Consider the following 22,496-nt stretch of genomic DNA (forward strand, 5'->3'; position numbering starts at 1 on the left):
TACCGATGAAAGAGACAATGTATTGTTATCAATGCGAGCAGACGGCAGGCTGTACGGGATGCACAGGGAAAGCAGGTGTCTGCGGCAAAAGCGCGGCCGTATCCGCTTTACACGATGAGCTGACCGGTGCGCTGATTGGATTGGCCCGCGCGTCAGATGGCAACCATGCGACGGAGTCGACCCACCGGGCGATGATGGAAGGACTATTTGCCACACTCACCAACGTCAGTTTTGATGACACGGCGCTGCAAAGGCAGATTCAAACGGTTCATGAAGAAAAGAGCAAGTTGATCCCAAGATGCGGCGTCTGTGCGAGTCCCTGTTCGCGCAACGATGACTATGCCATGTCCCAGCTTTGGGAGGAGCCAAATGCGGATATCAAGTCGCTGAAGTCCCTGCTGTTGTTTGGACTGCGCGGAATGGCTGCGTATGCATATCATGCGATGGTGCTGGGTTATATGGATGAGGAAGTGAATGAGTTCTTTTACCGTGGCCTTTTTGCAGTAGGAGAAGCGTTCGGCACAGACGATCTTCTTTCGCGCGTGTTGGAGTGCGGGCGGATCAACCTGCGCTGTATGGAATTGCTGGATCAGGCGAATACAGAAATGTATGGGACGCCGACTCCTGCCACAGTTCCTTTGGCAGTTGAAAAAGGGCCGTTCATCGTTGTTTCCGGCCATGATCTGCGGTGCTTGCAACTCCTGCTGGAGCAGACGGAAAACAAGGGGATTCAGGTTTATACCCATGGGGAAATGCTTCCCGCTCACGGGTATCCAAAACTGCGGGCGTACAAGCACCTGAAGGGTAATTTTGGAACTGCCTGGCAAAACCAGCAAAAGGAATTTGATCACATTCCCGCGCCGGTTCTCTTTACGACCAACTGCTTAATGCCGCCAAAAGCCTCCTATGCTGACCGCGTTTTTACCACGGAAGTGGTGGCTTATCCTGGAATGGTCCACATTGGGGAGGATCAGGATTTCACACCTGTGATTGAAAAAGCGCTTGAATTGAGCGGATATCGGGAAGAACATTCGATGACGGGGATAAATGGCGGCACGCACGTAACGACCGGTTATGGCCACGGAACAATTTTATCGGTGGCGGACCAGGTTGTAGATGCGGTAAAGGCTGGCGCAATACGACACTTTTTCCTGGTTGGCGGCTGTGACGGAGCCCGGGCCGGCCGCAATTACTATACGGAACTGGTAAAACAGGCCCCGGCCGATACCGTGATTTTAACGCTGGCCTGTGGTAAATACCGCTTTAACGACCTTGATCTGGGAGAGATCGGCGGACTTCCGCGGCTGATGGATGTAGGACAATGCAATGACGCATTCGGGGCGATCAAAGTCGCATTGGCCCTTTCGGAAGCGTTTGGATGTGGTGTTAACGAGCTGCCGCTCTCGCTGGTACTTTCCTGGTATGAGCAAAAGGCGGTCTGCATCTTGCTTTCACTCCTGTATTTGGGTGTAAAAAATATTCATATCGGGCCGACGCTGCCGGCGTTTATCTCTCCAGGCGTTCTCAAAATTCTTGTGGAAAATTATGCGCTGACGCCGATCACTTCTGCGGAGGAAGACCTGAAGAAAATGCTGTCCCGTTGAATCCTCTTGACAGCGTGGCAAATAAATTGCATCCTATCAATACGCATGTAGCGATGTGATAAAACACTTGGACCAATAAAAAACGCAGACTGCTTTCAGCAGTTCTGCGTTTTTTACATGGCCTATTTACTGAGCAAGGAATTTTTGCTTAACAGTATTGATCTTGTTCTGCTCCACTTGCTCGGTGGGATACCAGCCTTTTTCCATCATTTTGTCGTAAATGGTGTCCTGCATGCACAAAGAATCGTTCAGTGCGGTACAGAAGGCCTGGTGCACGTTATCGGTGCCGGACTCGATTGCTCCGTGCATAAACAGGTCGCAGACGCCCTTTTCCAGCAGGAGGATATTTTCCATCATATTTTTGTCATCCATGTTCTTTCCCTCCTCACAGCAAACCGTAGAAGCTCTGGAAAAGCTGCTGGTGCTTTTTTTCCATCTGCTCTACATACGCTTTTAAATCGGCGTCCTGTAATTGGCCAGCCACTTCTTTGCACTTGGTCTGAAAATATTTTTCATGTCCCAGCGCGTCTTCGACATACAAAAGTTCTTTTGAAGTCATTATCATCACCTCAAAGGTATTATGAGGAAAAAACGGTACTGTTATGCGTGAAATTGCGCTTTTTATAAATCTTGATCCGTAATAGAAAATATCCCCGCAAAAAAAAGAGGCTGTCGCAGATTTGTCCTTTTGAACACAATCTGCGACAGCCTGATTCTAGATAAATTTTGCGTTAGTGTCCCCTGTGCTTTTCTTTGCGCTTTTCCTGCCGCAGGGTAAATTGCCGCTCTTTCTCAGCTTCCCGCTGTTCCCGGGATCGAACCTTACGCGCTGTTTTTCCCTGCACCTGCTGGAGTTTTAACGCCTGCTGCGCTTTGGTTCCAATGCCGGTGTGTTCCGTCTGCTGTTTTGCGAGGCGCTGCATGCGTTTGGGATTCATCCGTTTTTCAACGAGCGCGGCAGCTTCCATGGACGGACTGAACCGAAGCCTTTTCCAATTCTTCAGCATGAAATCGTAAACCTGATACTCTTTTGGTTCTGCTCCAAATGTGATTTTGCTGACTTCGTACTTGCCGGAATCTTCCCGCTCGTAAAGGCCAATCCAAAAAGGGTCCTCAAACAGAACGGTGAGTTTAGACGCAATTTTGCCCATAAATGCTTCCTCCTTTAATGTGTTCTGCGCCGCAAAGAACGGACAACCAAAGGAGGCAGGTTACTGACAACAAATTGTTGCTTCCGGACTACCAACCGGAATGTGTTTTTATCTTTGCGCTTCTTATTTTACAGGAATTCCGGAGGGTGTCAAGCCGTTGCCCTGTGGAAAACGGAAGGATGGGAGAAAAGCGAATGAATTCATCGAGACAAGGGGTTAAATACGGCTTTTTCATCCGTTTCAATTGCCGGATATTTTATCATTTGCTATAATCATAGCGGATCAATAAAAGCAGAAAGGGGGATGAAGCGTGGCAGGAAATGTTTCCGCGTTTTGTGCGGAGGAATACGACGAAGAAATCCGGCGTGCGCTCCCGTACTATGAGGAGTTTTACAGACAAGCCATCGATGTGGTGCAGGCCTGTCAAACGGGAGCGCTGGTATGGCTGGACGTGGGCTGCGGCACGGGGAAAATGGCGGAGCTGGCATTTGAAACGGTCAAGCTAAAAAGATTCGTATGTTTGGATTCCTCCTCTGAAATGATACAACTGGCGCGTGCCCGTTTTGCTTCACCATGCGCGGAGTTCCAAGTTGCAGATGTGCGGGAATGGGACTATGACAACGAGTTTGACGTTGTGACCGCCATACAGGTCAATCATTATTTGCAGAAGGAAGAACGAAGGAAGTCGCTTCAAAATTGCTGGAAAGCCTTGAAGACAGGCGGCGTTTTCATAAGTTTTGAGAACTTTGCGCCAAACAGCCGTATTTTGCAGCAGCTCTATCTGGAACGATGGAAAACATATCAATTACGGCAAGGAAAAGACATGGAAGAGTGTGAACGGCATATCGCAAGATATGGCAAAGCGTATTTCCCGATTACTCTGTCGGAACAGCTTGCTGCCATAAAAAACTGCGGCTTTCAGGAGGCGGAACTGCTGTGGCTTTCCGGCATGCAGGCGGGGTTCCTGGGGATAAAATAGGTTGGACCATTCTCGGCTTTTATGGCGTGGAGAGCAATAAAAAACCTGTGCTGTTCTTTCTTTGAGAAAGAAACCGCACAGGGCGACGTTCTTTTTTGTCTTGCAATGTCCAATGGTTCAAAATGTGAGAAGGAGTATGCTATGATTTCTGCTATTTTACGGCGAAGAAGCATTAGAAAGTACAGGGGAGACGCAATACCCAAAGACACCGTTGAACAAATTCTGCGCGCGGGGATGCTGGCGCCGTCCTCCAAAAACAGGCAACCGTGGAAGTTTGTCGTAGCGGGCGGAAAAGCAAAGGAAGAAGCGCTTTTTGCCATGCGGGAAGGCTTGCTGCGGGAAAAAAGGGAGGCGATTCTGCCGGGCAGCAAGCAGCATTTAGGAGGAGCCGAGTACACGCTGCAAATCATGCAGCAGGCCCCTGTGGTGGTATTTGTCGTCAGCCCTCTGGGACAGGATCTCTTTCGCCCGCTTACGGCGGAAGAGCGTATCTATGAAATTTGCAATGCGCAGTCCGTTGGAGCCGCCATGGAGAACATGACCCTGGAGGCAACAGAGCTGGGACTGGGAAGTCTGTGGATTTGTGATACCTATTTTGCCTATCCGGAGCTTTGCAGCTGGCTGCACATGGAGGGAGAGCTGCTTGCTGCCATGGCATTGGGCGCAGCGGATGAAACGCCGCCGCCAAGGCCGAGGAAGCAGCTGACGGAAATTGTGGATTGGCGGATCTAGGGGATGGCGCTCAATTGTCCCCCAGAAGCATCTGATACAGAGTATGCGCGCGCAGCTCGTCATCCAGGGCCTTTTGGATATGGACTAGGCGGTTGTGGACGGCGCATTCTGTACGATGTGTGATGCGCCATTCACATAGATGCCCTGGTTTCATGCAGGCGTTGATCTGTGTTTCCGCTCCCACTGCCGTCATCAGATCGTACAGAGTTACCGTCTTCAAGTCGACGTTTAACCGGCAGTGCTCCGATGTGCCGCGTGAAATTTGGATCAATCCGCCTTTTTCCAGCCTTTTAAGAACAGATTCCCCAAGCAGAGCAGGAATCATTTCTCTTTCGCAAATTTTTTCTGCCTCTGCCGACTCTCCATTGGACAGTGTGCGGAGAATCCGCAGGGCGTAATCCATTTCCCTTGTAATCAGCAATCTTTCCACCTATCCTTCTAAATGATACATTTTGACAAAAGTATAGTCAGTTCGCGCGGTTCTGTCAAGATGATATTGTCCAAAAAGAAATAGATGAGATTGGTGAAAAAGCGTAAATATGTAAACGGCGCCCACTCGACCCATACATGTGTCGAGTGGGCGCCGTCTTTTTTGTTCTTTGGGGATGGTTAAACCCGTTTTACAGGAAACAGAATGCCGGTTTCCAATTCTTCCGGGCTGTTTACCATTCCCTCGTCTTTCAGATAGCGTTCGATTGCCGGGCCGCACACCTGATATTCCGGATGCTGTGCAAACCAGGAGCGAAGCGCCTCATACGCGCATGTGGTCGTTTCATACGGACCGATGTGCGTGGTTGCAACGCAGGTCATTGCCGGAATCGTCTGAATCTCCGGCCCGTCCGCGTTGACAACCGCCTGTGCCTCCACATCCATGCTTTCATAAGAAAACGTCTCGCTGTGACAGATCAGCTGTGTTGCGCCGGTGCGCCTTAAACCGCGTGCCTCCATCTCACGATGCAGCTGGGCGAACAGTTCGTGCACCTCGCTGATTGAGATGGTTCTGCGAATGCCAAAGACCTTTTGCTCCGGCACTTCCATTACAATAACCGCGTATTTTTCCATTGCCATACCGATTCCCTCCATACGGATGATGTCATCTTCCATCAGACGAATCGACCGGCGCATGTCGTTCAGCTCTTTATAAGCGTGGACCCTGCGCGCGTAAATCCGCTGTGCCAGCTCCTGTTGAGGAAGAGGCAGCAGTCCGGCAATTTCCGCGAGCGTAAAACCATAGTTTTTCAGCGTTTCAATCTGTTTGAGACTGGAAAGCTGGGCCGGGTCGTAATAGCGGTAGCCGTTTTCCGCGCCGATATGAGCGGGACGAAGCAGCCCAATTGCGTCGTAATGCCGCAGCATGCGCGTTGAAATGTGCCCAAGAACGGAAAATTCGCCGATGGTGAGCATGACAGACCTCCTTTTGATTTTCTGAACCGGTTCTATCATAAGGATACACCTTCACACAATGGTAAGGTCAAGAGGGTTTGAAACATTTTTTAATTCATGTTCTGCACAATACGGTAATAGGTGCGGGCTGTCCGATGATACACAATGAAGTACAGGATTGCAAACAAAAGAATGGTGACGATGGTGCAGATGAAAAACAGTGAGGTGTCTGTCATGCTGAATGCCGTCATGATCTTACACAGAACGGGGTAGGCGACGATCATGTGCAGCACCGCCATACCCAAAGGCAGGAAGAATACCATCAGCACCTGCTTTTGAATGGTGCGGCGAACTTCCCGGTCGCTCATACCGACTTTCTGCATGATCTGGAAGCGGTCGTGGTCGTCGAACCCCTCCGTAATCTGCTTATAGTAAATGATCAGCACGGTGGCGATCAGAAACAATGCGACAAAGAAGATGCCCACAAACAGGAAACTGCCGTAAAGCTGGTAAAATTCATCACGCGTGTCGTCTATATTTTGGATATAGGAGAGATGCGGCACAGTCTTGTTGAAACCGTCCCGAAGGTTTTCATAAAACGCGGGAAGCTGATTTTGATCGCCCTGCACATCAAAATAGTAATGGTATCGGATGATGCGCTGGTAGGAAGTGTTGGAATTGATCTCTGCCAGAAGATGATTCATGTCTTCCAGTGCCGGCATAATCACGTAAGCGCGTGACATGCCGATGGTATTGTTAAAAAGGTCGGGGGAGGGGATGCTCTTTTTAACCCGGTAGGTCAGATCCCCAATCTGGATGCTGTCCATTTTCTCTGTGCTGTCAGAATCGTAATACAAGACCTCGCCGGAAGCAAGCGATTCGTTGGAGCCGGTGATAGCATTGTAATCGCCCAGCGGAATGCAGGAGATGCTGTAATATGGTCCTGAAAAACCGTCGTCGGAGGTTTGGAACCGGCTGCCGTTTTTTACGGTGGCGAACTCCAGTGCAGCGTATCCAAACGGGTTTTCAACGGTAAAGCCGTAGGATTTTGCATAATCCTGTGCGGTCTGATCCATCAGAGCGCCGCTGGCTTCGTCCGCGTCCGTGCAGGTCACATGGATTTGCCGGGGGAACTGCGAGCGGAGCGTATCCTCCTCCCCGATAAACAGGCTGACAGTAAAGGACAGCGTCGTCAGCACACAGGTGGATAAAATACAGATGGTCGCCAGGCCGGCCGCATTTTGTTTCATCCGGTAAATCATGCCGGAGACGGAGATGAAGTTCTGCGGCTTATAATAGAATTTGCGGTTTTTGCGCATCAGCTTCAACGCGGCGACACTGCCGGCAATAAACAGCAGGTACGTGCCGATGATGACCAGCATGACACAGGGGAAAAACATGAGCAGCGCGTCCGCCGGATTTCCCACGATGCACGCCAAAACGTATCCGCCGCCCAGGGTCAGGACGCCGCCCAATGCGAGCAGCCAGCGGGCCTTTGGTTCCCGCTCGCCCTCCTTGCTGCTGTGCAGCAGATCGATCGGATTAGTGCGGCAGATGCTGACGATGTCGTACAGCAGGATGAATGCAAAGATGTATAAAAAGAGCACAACGGTCATGGAGACAGCATCCAGCGGGATGCTGAAGGTAAGCGGGGAGGGAATACCGACGATATAGAGCAGCAGCAGGAACATCAGCTGGCTTAACAGCGCGCCGCCCAGAATACCGACGACAAGGCTCAGCAGACCGGTGAACAGCACCTCAAAAAAGATCACAATGGAGATATGCCGTTTTTCCATTCCCAGGATGCTATACAGGCCGAATTCCTTTTTCCTCCGCTTCATCACGAAGCTGTTGATGTACAACAGGATCATAATGGCGATTGTGGCAAAAATCCAGAAGCTGAGCCCCAGGATAAAGGACATATAATCTGCGCCCTTTGCGCCGCTCCGTTCGACCATGATGGTAACGGAACGCAGGATATAGCATAAGCCGACGATCAGGGTGCTGGCCATCAAATAGGGCAGATAAATGCTTTTGTTTTTCTTGATGTTTGTAAAAGCAAGGCGCGAATAGAATAACTTACTCATGGAGTTCGCCCCCTGTTGCAAGCACCGTCAGCGTGTCAGAAATTTTCTGGTACAGCTCGCCGTTGCTTTGGTTGCCGCGGTAGATCTGGTGGTAGACCAGACCGTCTTTGATGAACAGCACGCGTCCCGCGTGGCTTGCGGCGCGTGTGCTGTGGGTAACCATCAGGATGGTCTGCCCCTCCCGGTTGATCTCCTCAAAGACCCGCAAAAGGCTTTCCGTCGCTTTGGAGTCCAGCGCGCCCGTGGGTTCGTCGGCAAAGACAATATTCGGCTGTGTGATTAAAGCGCGGGCGACCGCTGCGCGCTGTTTCTGTCCGCCGGAGACCTCATAGGGATATTTGTTCAACAGGTCGCCGATGCCGAGCCTCTGTGCGATGGGAGCAATGCGTTGTTCCATCTCCCGGTATTCCTTGCGGGCCAGAACCAGCGGAAGGAAAATGTTGTCTTTTAAGGAAAAGGTATCGAGAAGATTGAAATCCTGAAATACAAAGCCCATGTGGCTGCGCCGGAACGCCGCCATCTGCCCTTCCGGGATCGCCGCGATATTTTTGCCGTTGAGCAGCACTTCACCGCCGGTCGGCTTGTCGAGCGCCGCGAGGATATTCAGCAGCGTGGTTTTCCCGGAGCCGGATTCGCCCATAATGGCAACGAATTCGCCTTCCTCCACGGAAAAATTGACATCCGACAAAGCCTGCACCAGGCTGCCGCCCAGGCGGCTGGCATAAATTTTCTTTAAATGGTTGACCTGCAAAAGGGTCATAATAAGCTCCTCCTTTTGGAACGATCCATAGTTATTATTCACTTCTCTCATAGTATAAAAAAGATCGGACCGTTCTTCCATCGGATTGGCTTACGTTTTCGGCCGGTTTCTTACATTGCTGTAAGGTTACTCGACCTCCAGTGTTTGGCGGGAGAGATCCAGGAGTACCCGGGTCCCTTTTCCCACCTCGGAAGTGATCCGAATGGAGTGCCCCAGCATGGTCAGCGCCTGACGGCAGAGACTCAGCCCAACACCAGTGGAGCGCTTGTCCAATCGTCCGTTATAGCCGGTATATCCCCATTCGAATACCCGGGGCAGGTCCTCCGGACGGATGCCAATGCCGGTGTCTTCAATCACAAGCGTTGCGGGCGTATCCGGCTGCAAATAGATGGAGACAGCCCCCTTCGGCGTGTATTTGACGGCATTGGTCAACAGCTGCTCCAATATAAAGACCAGCCACTTTTCGTCGGTAATCACCCGGCAGGAAACGGATGTGAAATTTAGAGAAATCTTTTTATGGATAAAGAGTGTGGCCGTCTTTTTTATGGCCTGCCGAATTAAAAAGTCCAGTGAGTATTCCTGAAACAGCAGATCCATCGGGCCTTTTCCCAGACGCTGATATTGCAGAACCATTTCCACGTATTGTTCGGTTTTAAAAAGCTCCTGTTCCAGCGCGCTGCAATCCGGCGTTTCCTCACGCAAAAGCAGCCGCATGGCGGCAAGAGGCGTTTTAATCTGATGGGACCAGAGCGTGTAGTATTCTTTAGCGTTTTCAGTCGACTGGCGCGCATGTTCTTCCGCGTCCTGGCAGCGCTTTTCCAGCAGGTGTAAAAGCTCCTGATAGGCGCGCTCCTGTTTGTCTGCCGCAATGGGAAGCGCACCCAGGTGCGTAGGCGCCTGCTTGCGCAAAAAATACAGGTGCTGCTGCCGCTGCCGGTAATGCCTGAAATCCCAAAAGCTGAACAGGATCAGGGCGACAGTGAACAAAAGCGCCGTGTAGAAGGCCGGTCCCCAGGGCAGTCCGTACAGGCCGTACACGGTGAAAAGGACCGTGAGAAACAGAAGAAACAGGAAAAGCGTTCTCCAATGCCTCTGGATATATCCCAAAGTATCGGTTAGAAATTGTTTTCCCATTTTTTATGCCTCCACCAGATAGCCCATGCCTTTTTTGGTGTGGATCAAATGATCCAGCCCAATGCCCTCCAGCTTTTTGCGCAGGCGCGTCATGTTGACCGTCAGGGTGTTGTCATCGATGAAGCTTTCCGTTTCCCAGAGCTTTTGCATCAGGTGTTCGCGCGGTACGGTGTTGCCCCGGTTTTCCAGTAAGACCTGCATGATTTTAAATTCGTTTTTGGTGAGTTCCACCTGCTGCCCCTGATAAGAAATCGTCGCGTCCCCCAGATTAAATACCATACCGTTGTGTTCCACAATGTTGAAATCCGCCCCGAAGGAATAAGTGCGCCGCAGGACGGCCTGAATCTTTGCGGTCACAATGTCCAGATCAAACGGCTTGGCGATGAAATCGTCCGCTCCCAGGTTGATTGCCATCACAAGGCTCATGTTGTCCTTTGCAGAAGAAATAAAAATGATGGGCGCCTGGCTGACTTTGCGTATTTCCGTACACCAATGGTATCCGTTGAAGAAGGGCAGAGAGATGTCCAGCAGGACCAGGTGCGGCTGGCTATCCTGAAATTGCTTTAAAACCGTCCCAAAGTCCGTGACCGTCTGTACCTGATAACTCCACTTTTCCAGATGGCGGGATAAAACGCCGGCAATGGTGAGATCGTCTTCCACAATCATAATTTTATACATAAACTGTGCACATCCTCAATTCTGTTAATGTTTTGCAGCAGGTTTCATCATAACATGGATTGCGCCGCTCCACAATCATTGATCTCTTCTAAAAAGCAGGATGACGCCAAAAGCTGTCAAGTTGAAATGATCGTTTTATCCATATTTGTACATTTTGGCTTTTTCCAGTAAACTGGAAACTATTTTGGCATGTTTTAAATATTACGCCGTGTAAGAATAAGGCTGGTAAATGTTTTCATTCAGTAGCGGAACCATGGTGCATAATTGAGGAATTAATTGTCATTTTCGTCCACACCCCATGGACAATGCTTGATAAAATTTTCCATATAATGTTATAATACAAAGGATATAAATACTACAAAACTTATCTGTAAATTGAATGGAAAACCATTGTAAATTGACAAATACTGGACCGCAGGTTTGTAAATAAGCATTCATTTTGAATAAATGGTAGAGCATGATGCAGTCAATGAGAAGGAGGGATGGCGCGGGAAAGGAGAAATGGCGGACGTGGTTGTCCGCCGGAAGGATATCTTGGAAACGTGAAGAAGGAGGTAAAGGAAAGAAATGAGACAAAAACGTTCAACAAAGCTTCTGTCGTTGTTTCTGTCGCTGACACTGCTCTTGAGTACCTTTACGGGTACCATGGCGTTTGCGGCAAAAGACACGGGAGCATCCGCCTTTGCGGGCGGAGCCGGAACGGTGGAAGACCCGTATGAGATCACAACGGTCGCGCAGCTGAATGCGGTCCGCAATGATCTGGAGGCGTCTTACCGCCTGGGCAAAAGCCTGACGCTGCCGGAGGGCAATTGGGAACCCATCGGCAAAATAGACGCCGAATTCAAAGGCACCTTTGACGGCGCCAGCCATACCATCAGCGGGCTGACGCAGGACGACCGGCTTGGGAGCAAACTGGGCCTGTTTGGGTACATGAGGGATGCGTCTGTCAGCAATCTGCTTGTGGAGGTCAACTTCATCAGCGGTAAAAACGAGGTGGGTGGCATCGCCGGTTATGTGGTTGGCGGTGCAATTCTGAATTCCGGCGTGGTGGGAATGGACGCGGACAGCTACATTTCCGGCACGAATACCGATCTCGGCGGTCTGGTGGGCGAAGCAAACCGCACGGTCATCGATGGCTGCTTCACATCCATCGACGTGCTGGGCAATGTCAGCTGCAGCCCGGTTGGCGGCTTGGTGGGAATCTATCAAGGCGAGAAAACCAACACGGAATACGACACGGAGGACGCAATTAAGAATTGCTTCACCACGGGCGACGTGCGCAGCGGAAGCAGTAGCGCAGGCGGTCTGGTCGGCGCGCTGAACGGCGCCAGCCTGTATAACAGCTTTGCCACGGGCAACATCAGCACAAGAGGCAGCAGTTCCCAATTTATCGGCGGCTTGGTCGGTTCCATGAAGAGCGACAACGTCGGAGCTACAGGCTACAAGCATGCCGGAACAGTGGAAAATTGTTATTTTGCGGGCACTGTGCAGGAAGGCGGCGCGGGCGCGATTGCGTATCTCTCCGGAGAGGGCACCGGCGCGGGCGTCAACTATTACAGCGATGCCATTGAAAATGGATTCAATCTGGCAAGCAAGTGCGATGAACCCACGGATCTGACTCCGAAATCCATGGAAGAAATGCAGAGCGAGGCGTTTGTGGATGACATGAACAGCACCACGGACGCAAGTTGGATCGATTGGACTTACAATGAGAGCGGATTCCCGACGCTGTTTGGCGTGGGAGAAGGCTTTGATTCTTCTACAGATCCTGAACCGACACTGGATTCCTATTCGCATTACAGCGAGTGGAAGACGGACGGCAACAACGACGGCCCGGTCTGGTTCTACCAGAAGCGGGTCAAAGCAGACCAGAGCTGGGCGGACTTTACCAACTGGAATACGTCTGAATCGGCTTGGGCGGAAACGACCTTCGGTAGCAACACGGATTGGGGCAAAATCGGACAGGATATCATGGTATCCCTGTTTGGCGCCAACTCCAGCTATGACGGCGTGGCGTATGCATGGAAAGCGCCGCAGGCCGGTCGCATCCGTATTTCCTTTGAGACTGAAATCACGGCGACCAAACCCAATGAAGCGCTGGTGCAGATTTCCAAGGGAACCCAAAGTGCGGTGGAGGAAGTCCTGCGCACCTATACGGTTAAGAGCGGTGCCCCGACCACCACGGCAACCACCGATCTGACGGTTGCGGAAGTCGCGGCAGGGGATTACATTCGCATCGCACAGTTTGGCAATGTGGACAACGACGTGAAAACTGTGCGCCCGGTTATTTTTTATCTGGCGGACGACGATGCAACGTACGAGCAGGCCATTTTGGGACAGCTCTGCGACCAGGCAGAAGCACTGCTGAGCGGCGATTACACGGCTGAGTCCCTCGCGGCGCTGCGGGACGAGCTGGCTGCGGCCCGTACCGTTCAGGAGAACAGTTTTGCAACGGCGGCGGAGTATCTGGCAGCGTATGATGCACTGCAGGCTGCGATCGACGCACTGGTTGCCATCCCGTATACCAAGCTGGACCAGGCGCCGATGGCCGCGACAGTTGTGGCGGACAGCGAGCACACCACCAGCGGTTCCTCCGGAGACGGTCCGGCAAGATGGGCTTTTGATGGCAGACAGGATACCTGGTGGCATTCCCACTGGACACAGAATGTTCAGCCGAATCACTGGATTGCGTGGGGTCTGAGCAATAATTTGTCCGAATCTTACTATGTGGCAAAAGTGGAGTACCAGCCCAGAACTTCCGGCGGCAGCCCCAACGGACGGTTTGGCCAGTATGTCCTGGAAGTAAACAACGATGCTACCTCGGTTGCAGATACGCCCGACAGCGCGTGGACGCAGGTGGCGAGCGGTACTTGGGCAAACGACGCAGCACTCAAGACGATTGTGCTCGAGACGCCGGTGCAGGCAAACAAGATTCGTTTGAGAAGCCTGACAACCTACGGTGACCCGGCCAACAGCTTCGGCAGTGCGCAGGAGATCAACGTATATGCGACAGATGAGCCGACGCCGCCTTCCGTAAATAAGGATGCGCTGCAGGAGCTCTATAACATTCATAAGGATAAAGAACAGGGCGAGTATACGCAGTCCTCCTGGCAGGCTTTTGTCACGGCGCTTGAAGCCGCCGGACTGGTGCTGGCAAACGACAATGCGACCCAGCAGCAGGTTGACGATGCCAAGAAAGCGCTGGAGGATGCGGTCATCGGTTTGACAACACCGTCAGGCGAGACCCGGACGTATATCTTCCATCCGTACGCTTTGAAAAACTGCATGCAGCTTGTTGTCCCGGTGGGAGAAAATGCCGTTGTCAAGTGGGTGTGGGTTCAGGAGCAGAACGGATATGTGCCGACAATCAACGGCTCCATGCTGCGGGACGACCTGACGTTTGACGCGGCGGCGATTGCGCCGGTAATTGCGATGCCGGTCAGTGGCGACAGGCAAGTGGTCGGCGGACTGCAGAAGGTCCGTGCCATTCCGGATCCGGCGGAATATACCCTTTCCCCAACGGCAGAAACTCCGGCGGAGACGGATATTCAGACAAACAGTAAGTCACCGGATGTTCCCTTTACCGTCCAATATGTGGACCAAAACGGTGAAATTCTTGGAACCATTCAGAAGGTAGCGGGTCTTTATGACGATGAGTTCACTGTCAGCGCAACGCTCAATGATATTCCCGAGTACAAGGATAAGGGCGCAAAACTGAGCGGAAAGACCTATACAACAATCAATGTGACCAGGGATGCGGATGGAAACGATGTTGCCATTCCGTCCACTGTCAGCTTTACAGTAACGATTCCGGAGCAGACCAAAGAAGTTACGATTCAGTACACCCTGAACAACGAAGTGGTGAGCACTGCGACGGAGACCCTGTATCTGGGCGACCCGGCGAAGACGATCACGGCGGTCAGTCCGTCCGATGCGTATCTGCTTAACCCGGCGGTTCAGACTGCCACGGCGGAATATACGATGGCTGGCAATGTTAAAATTAACGGTAAGACCGTAACCGGTGCGCCGGTCATCACCTTCACTTTGAAGAGAGTGCCGCCTCCCAAGGCCTATTATGACTTTGTTGTCAACGGCGAAAAGGCGTTTACCCTCGGTTTGGAAGAAGGCAAAACAGCAACGGTACAGTGGAAAAAGTATCAGCCGCCGTACATTGACGGACAACCCACACCGGATCCATATTTCCGGCTGGAAATCCGTATTCCCAGCGGAAAAAGCTTTTATCCGACCTATTTGACGGAGTTGGATGGTACCAAGTACAATGGCTTTAAGTTTGATGAAGGCGAACTTAAAAGAGCGGGCTTTGATGTAACAGGCGCTTACAACCTGCCGGATATTGTCCGCAGCGTTCCGCTTGATCAGACGATTACACCGATCGCGCTGGATCTGGCCCCGGTTTCCGGAGACGCGGCACTGTATCCGTTCGGTACCCCAAAGGCGCTGGAAATTACCATCGGTGAAATTCAGCCGGAAGTAACCGCCGTCAAGGTGACCCATCCGAGCGAAAAGATCGAGAAGGGTACGACAGAACAGTTCCTGGCGACCGTAGAGGGAACCAATGTGACGCAGAACGTCACCTGGAGCATTGTCGGCGCGCATCCGGACAGCAAAACGTCTATCGACGAAAATGGCTTGCTGACAGTTGATGAGAACGAACCGTACGATATCTTTACCGTGCGTGCGACCTCTGTGGATGATCCGACCAAGTACGGAGATGCACATATTACAATGACGCCGGCCGGTATGCCGAAGGGCTCCGGTACGGAGGAAGACCCGTACATGATCACCACAGCAAAAGAACTGAACGCAATCCGGAACTTGTCCAGCACCTATTCTCCGAAGTACTTTAAGATTGTCAACGATATTGACCTTTCCGACTATGCGGAGACTTGGACGCCGATCGGCGTGGACCGCAACAGACCGTTTGGCGGTATTATTGACGGCAACAACAAGACCATCCGTGGCCTGAAGGTGGATACCGGCGATGCAATGTACGCTGGACTCTTTGGATACACCAGGGGCACGACCATCCGGAACCTGACGGTGGAAGTCGTTAGTGTGAAGGGAAAAACCTACGTTGGTGGCCTGATCGGTTATGCCAACGAAACGACCCTCATTGGCTGTGGTGTCAAAGCGGCCAACGCGGACAGCAAGGTCGTGGGCACCGGCAGCGAAATCGGCGGTTTGGCGGGCGTCGCGCTTTCCACCACGCTGAAGAACTGCTATGCGGAAATCCCGGTGCAGGGCATTGCAAAGCTGGGCGGCCTGGTCGGCAGCTACAGCGGCAACAGCAAGACCGAGATCACCAACTGCTATGCGACCGGCGATGTGACCTCTACGAATACAAACGTTGAAAGTCATATTCACACCGGCGGTTTGGTTGGCAACGCACAGAAGGCAAAGATCAGCAACAGCTTTGCAACCGGTACGGTTACAGCCACTGGCAAACGCATCGGCGGTTTGACCGGTACGATCAACGGTTCCTCCGGCGGCGAAAAGGGCTGGCTCAGCAACAGCTTTGCTTCCGGCGTGGTCAACGCGGGCGAAGGCTCTGAATGGGTTGGCGGTTTGACCGGTACCCTCGAAGGCGGCGGAACGGCGATCGTCAACGGTTATTACAACAATGCGACCGCTCTTGGCTGTGGATCTGTTTCTTCCAGCCTGACCGACACGTCCGTTGGGAAAACGACGGAAGAGCTGAAGAGCCATGCGTTTGCATTGGAACTGAATACCAACGCTTCCAGCCATTCCAATTGGGCAAAGTGGGGCTTTGACTCCACAATTAACAATGGGCATCCGGTTCTGTGCGAAGTCGGCGTCGGCGAAGGCGTGGACGAAGTCACAGACCAGCCGGTTGATCAATATGTCCATTATGTTGTCATGCTGAGCAACGTGGGCGGCCTGCTGCAAACAAGCTTTGAAGTGGATGTGAAGGTAGGAGACAGCCTGCAGTTCGGCTACGAGTACGGCAAGAAGTGGGGAAGCGGCTCGACCAGCGACTACGGCTATTGGCTGACGGTCAACGGCAAGAAGGTCAGCTGCGACAACTACGGCAAGTGCAAATTCATCTACAATGGCGAAGAGGTCAAGGTCGGCACGAATATCGGCTGTATCACCTCCAAACTGCCGCCGGTGGATATCCCGGCAATTGTCCCGACAGCGGACATGATTGGAAGAGATCAGACATTGGTTCTGCCGCTGCGCGACTTCACGGAGAATGTGATTACGATTCCGATCGTAGCGCAAAACCTGGAGAGGCAGGAAATCGGCTCCTTCACCTTCACGGTGGATTCCTACACGGATTCCAGCCGGTTCCAGGTGAAGGACCTGACACAGCGCAACATCAAGGTGACGATGAACAGCGGTTATGAAGTGGAAGACTGCACACCGGTGCAGATGATGAACTACGCGGTCCTGCTGGGCGCAGACGGCGTGGCAAAGCTCGGCACGAGCGCCGAGTGGATGGGCCAGTTCGCCGTGGTCGTAAAGACTGTGGCTGTGACGGGCGTCACGCTGGACAAGACGAACCTGACTCTGGAAGAGGGCACAACGGATACATTGACCGCGACGGTCCTGCCGGAGAATGCGACGAACAAGAACGTCACATGGACGTCCGAAGACCCGACGGTTGCAACCGTGGAGGACGGCGTTGTCACAGCGAAGAAATCCGGAACCACGGTGGTCACCGTTCGCACAGTGGACGGCGATCACAGCGCAACCTGTAATGTGACCGTGAAAGCGGCCGGACCGGAAGAGCCGCAAGCTCTGACGGTGACCTACGGCTCCAATGTGACGCTGAAGGTCAATGGAGAAGCACAGCCGATTGCGGATAAGATCGGCAGATACCAGGTGCAGAAGGCGGAAGAGGGAACAGCGTACCGGTTCACCTTTGAGCCGCGTCTCAGCGGCCGGATGTTCCGCTCCGTCACAGTGGGCGATGCGGAGTCGGCAATGATCAGCGGCAGCACCTACAACTATGATTTCACCATGGGCAAAGAAGAGACCGCACTAAACTTCACATTTGAAGTGACGGACAAGAGCGTCCTGGGCCTGATTGTCGATTACGCGAAGGAGCGCATCGACGCGGGCGACGTGGAAGTTCTGGTGCCGGATGTGAAGACGCAGTTCATGGCGGCGTACAACACAGCAAAGGCTGTGAATGAGGACGCGACCGCGACACAGGCGGAGATCAACAAGGCGTGGAGCGACCTGCTGCACATGATCCATTACCTGGAATTCCGTGCGGGCGACAAGGAAGACCTGCGCGACATGATCGCGGTTGCGGAAGGCCTCCAGGAGGCGAACTACACCGCGGCAAGCTGGGCGGCCATGCAGGCAAAGCTGAGCGAAGCCAAGGCTGTGGAGCAGGACAAGAACGCGCTGGAGAACGACGTCAAGACAGCGACAGAAGCCCTGTATGACGCGATCATGGAGTTGAAGCTTGTAACGACGAACTGGAGCGGGCTCCAGAAGCTTCTGGAAGAGGCGGAGAGAATCGAAAGCGTACTTGACAGCGAGTATCTGCCGATTGGACAGGATGCCTTCAAGGAAGCGCTGAAGGCGGCAAAAGAACTGCCGGCGGACGCAACACAGGCACAGATCGACGCGGCGGCGAAGACGCTGACCGTAGCGATTGCCAACCTGCAGAAGATTCCGAACAAGGATGCGCTGAAGGCGATCCTGGATCGCACGGCGAATGTGGACCTGAGCGGCTATCCGGCGGAGAAAGTGGCATATTACGAGGCCAGACGCGCCATCGCGGAGAATGCTATGAACAATCCGCAGGCGACGCAGGCAGACGTGGACAGCGCGTGTGAAGGATTGCAGGATGCGTGGGACAAGCTGCATGACAACCACAACAGCAGCAAGCCGTCCGGCGGTAATTCCGGCTCTTCCGGCAACAGCTACGGCGGCGCGGGCACAGCGTCGGCACAGACCTCCCCACTGGTAGCGGCGGCGCAGGGCGTAACCGCACAGGCGAGCGTCCGTTCCGACACAACGCTTCCGTTTGTACTGAAGAGAGGCAGCGCGTACTGCTTCAAGATGACGGTGGTCAACGGCAATGCAAATACGGTACCGAGCTTCACCGTAGGCAATGGTGGCGTATTGAAGACGCAGTTTGTAGCGAAGATCGGCAACGATTACTACTACAGAGTGTGGGCGACCGGCAAGCCGGGCGAGAGCACGGGCGTGTACACGACTCTGCCGGGCCAGAATCCGCAGAAGCATTGTGTGGTAACCATCGGCTGAGTTTCCAGACGAATCGATTGACAACCTGAACAACAGGACCGCACCCTTGGCAACAGCTGAGGGTGCGGTCCTTTTTGTTGAGCAGAATAGCATATACGGAAGCAGCGGTGCATATTTTATGTTGACGACTGAGAAAAGTGACGGTGAGAATTTATGATTATTGTAATTAAAAAGAAACAGATTATCGCAGCGATCCTGTGCCTGCTGCTCCTGCTGGCAGTACCATTGGCGTTTCGTAAGCTTTCACCCGCAAGTGTAGCGGCGTCCGCATCTGCCAACACCAACTGGGGATTGAGTTTTCAGGAAGAGGGAAAAACGCCGGTTGGAAATGCCTCTGCAGATTTCCTGAAGCAGTACGATGCATATTATGCGGGGGATCCGTCTAAAAAAGTGCTCTATCTGACCTTCGATGCGGGATATGAAAACGGCTATACACCAGCGATCCTGGACGCGTTGAAAAAGCACAATGTAAAAGCGACTTTTTTCGTAGTGGGCAACTACATAGAAACCAGCCCGGATCTGATTAAACGCATGGTAGCGGAAGGCCATATTGTCGGCAACCACACCTACCATCATCCAGATATGTCTAAAATCTCCGATATGGAGTCCTTTAAAAAGGAAATCAACGATCTGGAGCAGCTTTATAAGGAGACGACCGGCCAGGAAATGCAAAAGTTTTACCGGCCTCCACAGGGAAAATACAGCGAAAGCAATTTGAAACAGGCACAGGAGCTGGGGTATAAAACGATATTCTGGAGCCTTGCATATGTTGATTGGTATGTGGATAAACAGCCGACCAAAGAAGAAGCTTACAGCAAGCTGCTGCCGCGCATCCATCCGGGCGCCATTGTGCTGCTGCACAGCACCTCCAAGACCAATGCAGAGATACTGGATGAGCTTTTAGGCAAATGGGAAGCGGAAGGGTATACCTTCGGCACGCTGAACGACCTGTGCACGGGATGATCTGATGATATACATAAAAGGCGGCCTGTTTCCGGTCAACGGAAACAGGCCGCCTTTATTTTTGCATTTTCTAAGCCGAAAGCAGCGCCACACAGATGCCGAGCAGCGCCCCGCAGAGGACCTCGAAGGGCGTATGCCCCAAAGAGATTTCCAATGTACCGATGGATTCTCTCAAAGAGGCTGCTTTTCCGGAGGAATCGTTTTCTTCCAGATAGTCCGTGATCTGGTTAATGGCCTTCGCCTGTTCTCCGGCGGCACGCCGTACCCCCATTGCGTCATACATGATGACCGCCGCAAATGTCAAAACAATGGCGGACATGGGGGAGACAAAGCCCATTTCCTGTACGGTCGCAATGGCGACGGAACAGCCCAGTGCGGAATGTGCGCTTGGCATTCCACCCGATTCAGACAGCCGTTTAATGTTGAATTTCCGGTTTTGCAGAAGGTAAATCCCTGTTTTAATCAGCTGGGAAAGCATCCAGGAGATGAACCCAACATTAATGATTCGGTTGCTGATCAGGAGCTGCCAATTCATTTATTTTCCTTCTTTCTGTTTCTGTAAGGTGATTCTTCGGTAGAGCAACAGGCCTGCCGCACTGATCACTCCCGTCACAACAAAGACAAGTACAGCAAACGGATAATTTTGCTCGCCAAGCGCCGCTCCTCCAATGGTGGAGGTGATAACGGACGGAATCCTGGCAATGCTGGAGAGGATCAGGAAGGTCTTGAGTTTCATCGGCGTCAGGCCAACCAGATAAGTTAAAATGTCCTTGGGGGAACCCGGAATAAAAAAGAGAATAAAAATTAATAGATTCAGCCGGCTGGCATCCTGTAAAAATTGAAGGGACTGGATTTTTTCCCGGGAGACAAAGGCCTCCACCACACGAATACCAAACCATTTGGTAAACCCGTAGATAATAGCGGAACCAATAGCCGCGCCGATCAGGCAGAGGAACATTCCTTCCACTGCGCCAAAGGCGTAGCCCGCGCCAATTTCCACAACCTCGCCGGGGATGATGGCGACGACTACCTGTAAAGTCATAATGCCGATCAAAGCCAATGGGCCAAGAATCCCCTGCTGTTCCACCCACTGTTGAAATGCTTTTCCATCGGAAATAAACTCGATCATTTTCTGCCCCGCGGTTGCAGCAAAAACAACGGAAAGCACCAGAAAAACGATGAGAGAAAACAGGCTGACCAATCTTTTCCGGCGCAGGTATGCCGGATCGTTGACCGGTTCACCGGCCGTTTTCGCAGAACGATGGGTGGTCTTGCTGAAACAAAGTTGTCCTTCTTTTGTCATATCATAACGCCCCTTGCACTTTTTTGTTCTGCGTGTTATTCTACAAGTAAAATCTTACAAGTCTGCGCATCTATTTCTTAAAGAAATCTTACAATGATCTTCTTTGCCAAAATAGAAATACGCCGCAGAAAAAGAAGGGCAGTTATGAAGAATCCGTTTCCCTATGCGGATGATAATAAACGATATCACACGCTTGCCTATCACCTGAAAGAGGTGTTTGGGCGGCGTGTTTTCAAGGCGGTTATCGATGCTGGAATGACCTGTCCCAATTTGGACGGGACCAAAGGGACGGGGGGCTGTACGTATTGCCAGGGCGGCAGCGGCGCATTTACGCATGGCCCGCTGCTTAGCGTACCGGAACAAATACAAAAGGAACAGGAGCGTATCCATAGAAAGTGGAAGGACGCGCCGGTAATCGCCTATTTTCAGGCACATACCAACACCTATGCGCCGCTCCCGGTTTTACGCTGCCTGTTTGAAGAGGCGCTGGCGGTTCCGGGGGTTTGCGGTTTGAGTATTGCGACCAGAGCAGATGCTTTGGAGCCGGAGACCGTTTCGTATTTACAGGAGTTGTCCCGTCGCACCTATCTGACAGTGGAGCTCGGGCTGCAAACGGTTCACGACCGCACCGCGGAGCGCATCAATCGAGGACATACCTATCCCGAATTTCTCAATGCCTATGATGCGCTGCAAAAGCATGGCATACGCACCTGCGTCCATCTGATCGATGGATTGCCGGGAGAGGATACCGGTATGATGCTGGAAACAGCGCGTGTTGTCGGTCTGCTGCGGCCCGGCGCTGTAAAAATTCATTTGCTTCACATCTTAAAAGGAACACCGCTCGCGGCGGACTTGGTCGCCGGAAAAATAGAACCTATGACGCGCGATGCATACATACAGACGGTTTGTTCCCAACTGGAACTGTTTCCGCCGCAAACCGTCGTGGAGCGGATAACCGGCGATGGGGAACGTGCCATGCTTCTCGCACCGCTTTGGAGCATTGATAAAATCGCGGTACTCGGCGGGATTGACAGGGAGCTTGCTCGCCGGGAAACCTGTCAGGGGGCCCGCTTTCACGAGACATCCGTTTAAAAGTGTACGAGGGTTCGGGGAAAAAGTCAAGCAGACTGGAAAAGAAAAGCAAAAAACTCCTCCAAGGGCCAATGGATACAGGGGTGAAAAACACACTAAAAGAGATTTTTTTGAAGGAAGAGGAGAAGTTGATGCAGGAATTACCAATACGCCCGGGGCGGTACCGGCATTTTAAGGGCGGCGAATACCGTGTGCTGTATTTGGCGCGGCATTCAGAAACACAGGAATGGATGGTGGTCTATCAGGCCTTATATGGAGAACACGGAATCTGGGTGCGCCCCGCCGCCATGTGGGAGGAGATCGTGGAACGCGATGGATATACGGGCAAACGTTTTACCTATATTGGAGAATAGAGGGATGAA

Annotated in this window: 18 protein-coding genes; 7 read left to right on the forward strand and 11 right to left on the reverse strand. The window is 52.3% G+C overall.

Translation table 11 applies throughout. The features are described from left to right. Positions 1-5 precede the first annotated feature (5 nt). Entirely contained in the window at positions 6-1,604 is a 1,599-nt protein-coding gene (hcp, locus tag BN2106_RS05110) for a hydroxylamine reductase (protein WP_195891781.1), read from the forward strand. A 126-nt stretch (positions 1,605-1,730) separates the two neighbouring features. On the opposite strand, the gene BN2106_RS05115 is transcribed toward hcp, so the two are convergent. From BN2106_RS05115 to BN2106_RS05120, 3 genes are all read right to left on the reverse strand, one after another. Then, positions 1,731-1,976, reverse strand: a complete 246-nt coding sequence (locus BN2106_RS05115) for a spore coat protein (RefSeq protein WP_050697480.1) — start codon at positions 1,974-1,976, stop codon at positions 1,731-1,733. 13 nt (positions 1,977-1,989) lie between these two features. Further along, on the reverse strand, positions 1,990-2,163 hold the full coding sequence (locus tag BN2106_RS16440; protein ID WP_195891782.1) for a hypothetical protein: 174 nt from the start codon (positions 2,161-2,163) through the stop codon (positions 1,990-1,992). 172 nt (positions 2,164-2,335) lie between these two features. Next, entirely contained in the window at positions 2,336-2,755 is a 420-nt protein-coding gene (locus tag BN2106_RS05120) for a YjdF family protein (protein ID WP_050697481.1), read from the reverse strand. Between the two features lie 310 nt (positions 2,756-3,065). On the opposite strand from BN2106_RS05120, the gene BN2106_RS05125 reads away from it, so the two are divergent. Further along, complete coding sequence (locus BN2106_RS05125) at positions 3,066-3,734, forward strand: class I SAM-dependent methyltransferase (protein WP_050697482.1); 669 nt, start codon at positions 3,066-3,068, stop codon at positions 3,732-3,734. Positions 3,735-3,875: 141 nt separating this feature from the next. Beyond that, the gene (locus BN2106_RS05130) at positions 3,876-4,466 is read left to right on the forward strand and encodes a nitroreductase family protein (protein WP_154666426.1); all 591 of its coding nucleotides are present in this window, start codon (positions 3,876-3,878) and stop codon (positions 4,464-4,466) included. Between the two features lie 10 nt (positions 4,467-4,476). On the opposite strand, the gene BN2106_RS05135 is transcribed toward BN2106_RS05130, so the two are convergent. From BN2106_RS05135 to BN2106_RS05160, 6 genes are all read right to left on the reverse strand, one after another. After that, positions 4,477-4,887 (reverse strand): RrF2 family transcriptional regulator, encoded by a 411-nt coding sequence (locus BN2106_RS05135; protein WP_050697483.1) that lies wholly within the window; start codon positions 4,885-4,887, stop codon positions 4,477-4,479. Between the two features lie 188 nt (positions 4,888-5,075). Beyond that, a complete protein-coding gene (locus BN2106_RS05140) occupies positions 5,076-5,870 on the reverse strand; it encodes a MerR family transcriptional regulator (RefSeq protein WP_050697484.1) in 795 nt (264 codons plus the stop codon). 89 nt (positions 5,871-5,959) lie between these two features. Then, positions 5,960-7,936: an ABC transporter permease gene (locus tag BN2106_RS05145; RefSeq protein WP_050697485.1), complete on the reverse strand. Its 1,977-nt coding sequence runs from the start codon at positions 7,934-7,936 to the stop codon at positions 5,960-5,962. Continuing rightward, positions 7,929-8,696: an ABC transporter ATP-binding protein gene (locus tag BN2106_RS05150; RefSeq protein WP_050697486.1), complete on the reverse strand. Its 768-nt coding sequence runs from the start codon at positions 8,694-8,696 to the stop codon at positions 7,929-7,931. The genes BN2106_RS05145 and BN2106_RS05150 overlap by 8 nt, the downstream gene beginning before the upstream one ends. Positions 8,697-8,822: 126 nt before the next feature. Then, positions 8,823-9,830, reverse strand: coding sequence for a sensor histidine kinase (locus tag BN2106_RS05155; protein WP_050697487.1), 1,008 nt, complete (start codon positions 9,828-9,830; stop codon positions 8,823-8,825). Positions 9,831-9,833: 3 nt separating this feature from the next. Beyond that, complete coding sequence (locus tag BN2106_RS05160) at positions 9,834-10,508, reverse strand: response regulator transcription factor (protein ID WP_050697488.1); 675 nt, start codon at positions 10,506-10,508, stop codon at positions 9,834-9,836. A gap of 567 nt (positions 10,509-11,075) precedes the next feature. On the opposite strand from BN2106_RS05160, the gene BN2106_RS05165 reads away from it, so the two are divergent. Together BN2106_RS05165 and pdaA are read left to right on the forward strand one after the other, a co-directional pair. Then, positions 11,076-18,776 carry an Ig-like domain-containing protein gene (locus BN2106_RS05165; RefSeq protein ID WP_050697489.1) on the forward strand — a complete coding sequence of 2,567 codons (7,701 nt, stop codon included), beginning with the start codon at positions 11,076-11,078 and terminating at the stop codon, positions 18,774-18,776. 153 nt (positions 18,777-18,929) lie between these two features. Continuing rightward, on the forward strand, positions 18,930-19,739 hold the full coding sequence (gene pdaA, locus BN2106_RS05170; RefSeq protein ID WP_050697490.1) for a delta-lactam-biosynthetic de-N-acetylase: 810 nt from the start codon (positions 18,930-18,932) through the stop codon (positions 19,737-19,739). 70 nt (positions 19,740-19,809) lie between these two features. Here pdaA and BN2106_RS05175 read toward each other — a convergent pair whose 3' ends face one another. Then, the gene (locus BN2106_RS05175; protein ID WP_050697491.1) at positions 19,810-20,274 is read right to left on the reverse strand and encodes a divergent PAP2 family protein; all 465 of its coding nucleotides are present in this window, start codon (positions 20,272-20,274) and stop codon (positions 19,810-19,812) included. Further along, entirely contained in the window at positions 20,275-21,042 is a 768-nt protein-coding gene (locus tag BN2106_RS05180; protein WP_050697492.1) for a TVP38/TMEM64 family protein, read from the reverse strand. A 144-nt stretch (positions 21,043-21,186) separates the two neighbouring features. Between BN2106_RS05180 and BN2106_RS05185 the strand changes: the two genes are divergently transcribed. Together BN2106_RS05185 and BN2106_RS05190 are read left to right on the forward strand one after the other, a co-directional pair. Further along, the gene (locus BN2106_RS05185; protein ID WP_050697493.1) at positions 21,187-22,134 is read left to right on the forward strand and encodes a tRNA modification radical SAM protein MnmL/YtqA; all 948 of its coding nucleotides are present in this window, start codon (positions 21,187-21,189) and stop codon (positions 22,132-22,134) included. 131 nt (positions 22,135-22,265) lie between these two features. Next, positions 22,266-22,487: a DUF1653 domain-containing protein gene (locus tag BN2106_RS05190; protein ID WP_050697599.1), complete on the forward strand. Its 222-nt coding sequence runs from the start codon at positions 22,266-22,268 to the stop codon at positions 22,485-22,487. Positions 22,488-22,496: the final 9 nt, after the last annotated feature.

The sequence above is a fragment of the Anaeromassilibacillus senegalensis genome, from assembly GCF_001261775.1.
GTDB lineage: Bacteria > Bacillota > Clostridia > Oscillospirales > Acutalibacteraceae > Anaeromassilibacillus > Anaeromassilibacillus senegalensis.

What these genes read in the sequence shown, in the direction of transcription:
- hcp (WP_195891781.1), top strand. Translation starts at nt 6, where the DNA reads ATGAAAGAGACAATGTATTGTTATCAATGCGAGCAGACGGCAGGCTGT.
- BN2106_RS05115 (WP_050697480.1), bottom strand. Translation starts at nt 1,976, where the DNA reads ATGGATGACAAAAATATGATGGAAAATATCCTCCTGCTGGAAAAGGGC.
- BN2106_RS16440 (WP_195891782.1), bottom strand. Translation starts at nt 2,163, where the DNA reads ATGACTTCAAAAGAACTTTTGTATGTCGAAGACGCGCTGGGACATGAA.
- BN2106_RS05120 (WP_050697481.1), bottom strand. Translation starts at nt 2,755, where the DNA reads ATGGGCAAAATTGCGTCTAAACTCACCGTTCTGTTTGAGGACCCTTTT.
- BN2106_RS05130 (WP_154666426.1), top strand. Translation starts at nt 3,876, where the DNA reads ATGATTTCTGCTATTTTACGGCGAAGAAGCATTAGAAAGTACAGGGGA.
- BN2106_RS05140 (WP_050697484.1), bottom strand. Translation starts at nt 5,870, where the DNA reads ATGCTCACCATCGGCGAATTTTCCGTTCTTGGGCACATTTCAACGCGC.
- BN2106_RS05145 (WP_050697485.1), bottom strand. Translation starts at nt 7,936, where the DNA reads ATGAGTAAGTTATTCTATTCGCGCCTTGCTTTTACAAACATCAAGAAA.
- BN2106_RS05150 (WP_050697486.1), bottom strand. Translation starts at nt 8,696, where the DNA reads ATGACCCTTTTGCAGGTCAACCATTTAAAGAAAATTTATGCCAGCCGC.
- BN2106_RS05155 (WP_050697487.1), bottom strand. Translation starts at nt 9,830, where the DNA reads ATGGGAAAACAATTTCTAACCGATACTTTGGGATATATCCAGAGGCAT.
- BN2106_RS05160 (WP_050697488.1), bottom strand. Translation starts at nt 10,508, where the DNA reads ATGTATAAAATTATGATTGTGGAAGACGATCTCACCATTGCCGGCGTT.
- BN2106_RS05165 (WP_050697489.1), top strand. Translation starts at nt 11,076, where the DNA reads ATGAGACAAAAACGTTCAACAAAGCTTCTGTCGTTGTTTCTGTCGCTG.
- pdaA (WP_050697490.1), top strand. Translation starts at nt 18,930, where the DNA reads ATGATTATTGTAATTAAAAAGAAACAGATTATCGCAGCGATCCTGTGC.
- BN2106_RS05175 (WP_050697491.1), bottom strand. Translation starts at nt 20,274, where the DNA reads ATGAATTGGCAGCTCCTGATCAGCAACCGAATCATTAATGTTGGGTTC.
- BN2106_RS05180 (WP_050697492.1), bottom strand. Translation starts at nt 21,042, where the DNA reads ATGACAAAAGAAGGACAACTTTGTTTCAGCAAGACCACCCATCGTTCT.
- BN2106_RS05185 (WP_050697493.1), top strand. Translation starts at nt 21,187, where the DNA reads ATGAAGAATCCGTTTCCCTATGCGGATGATAATAAACGATATCACACG.
- BN2106_RS05190 (WP_050697599.1), top strand. Translation starts at nt 22,266, where the DNA reads ATGCAGGAATTACCAATACGCCCGGGGCGGTACCGGCATTTTAAGGGC.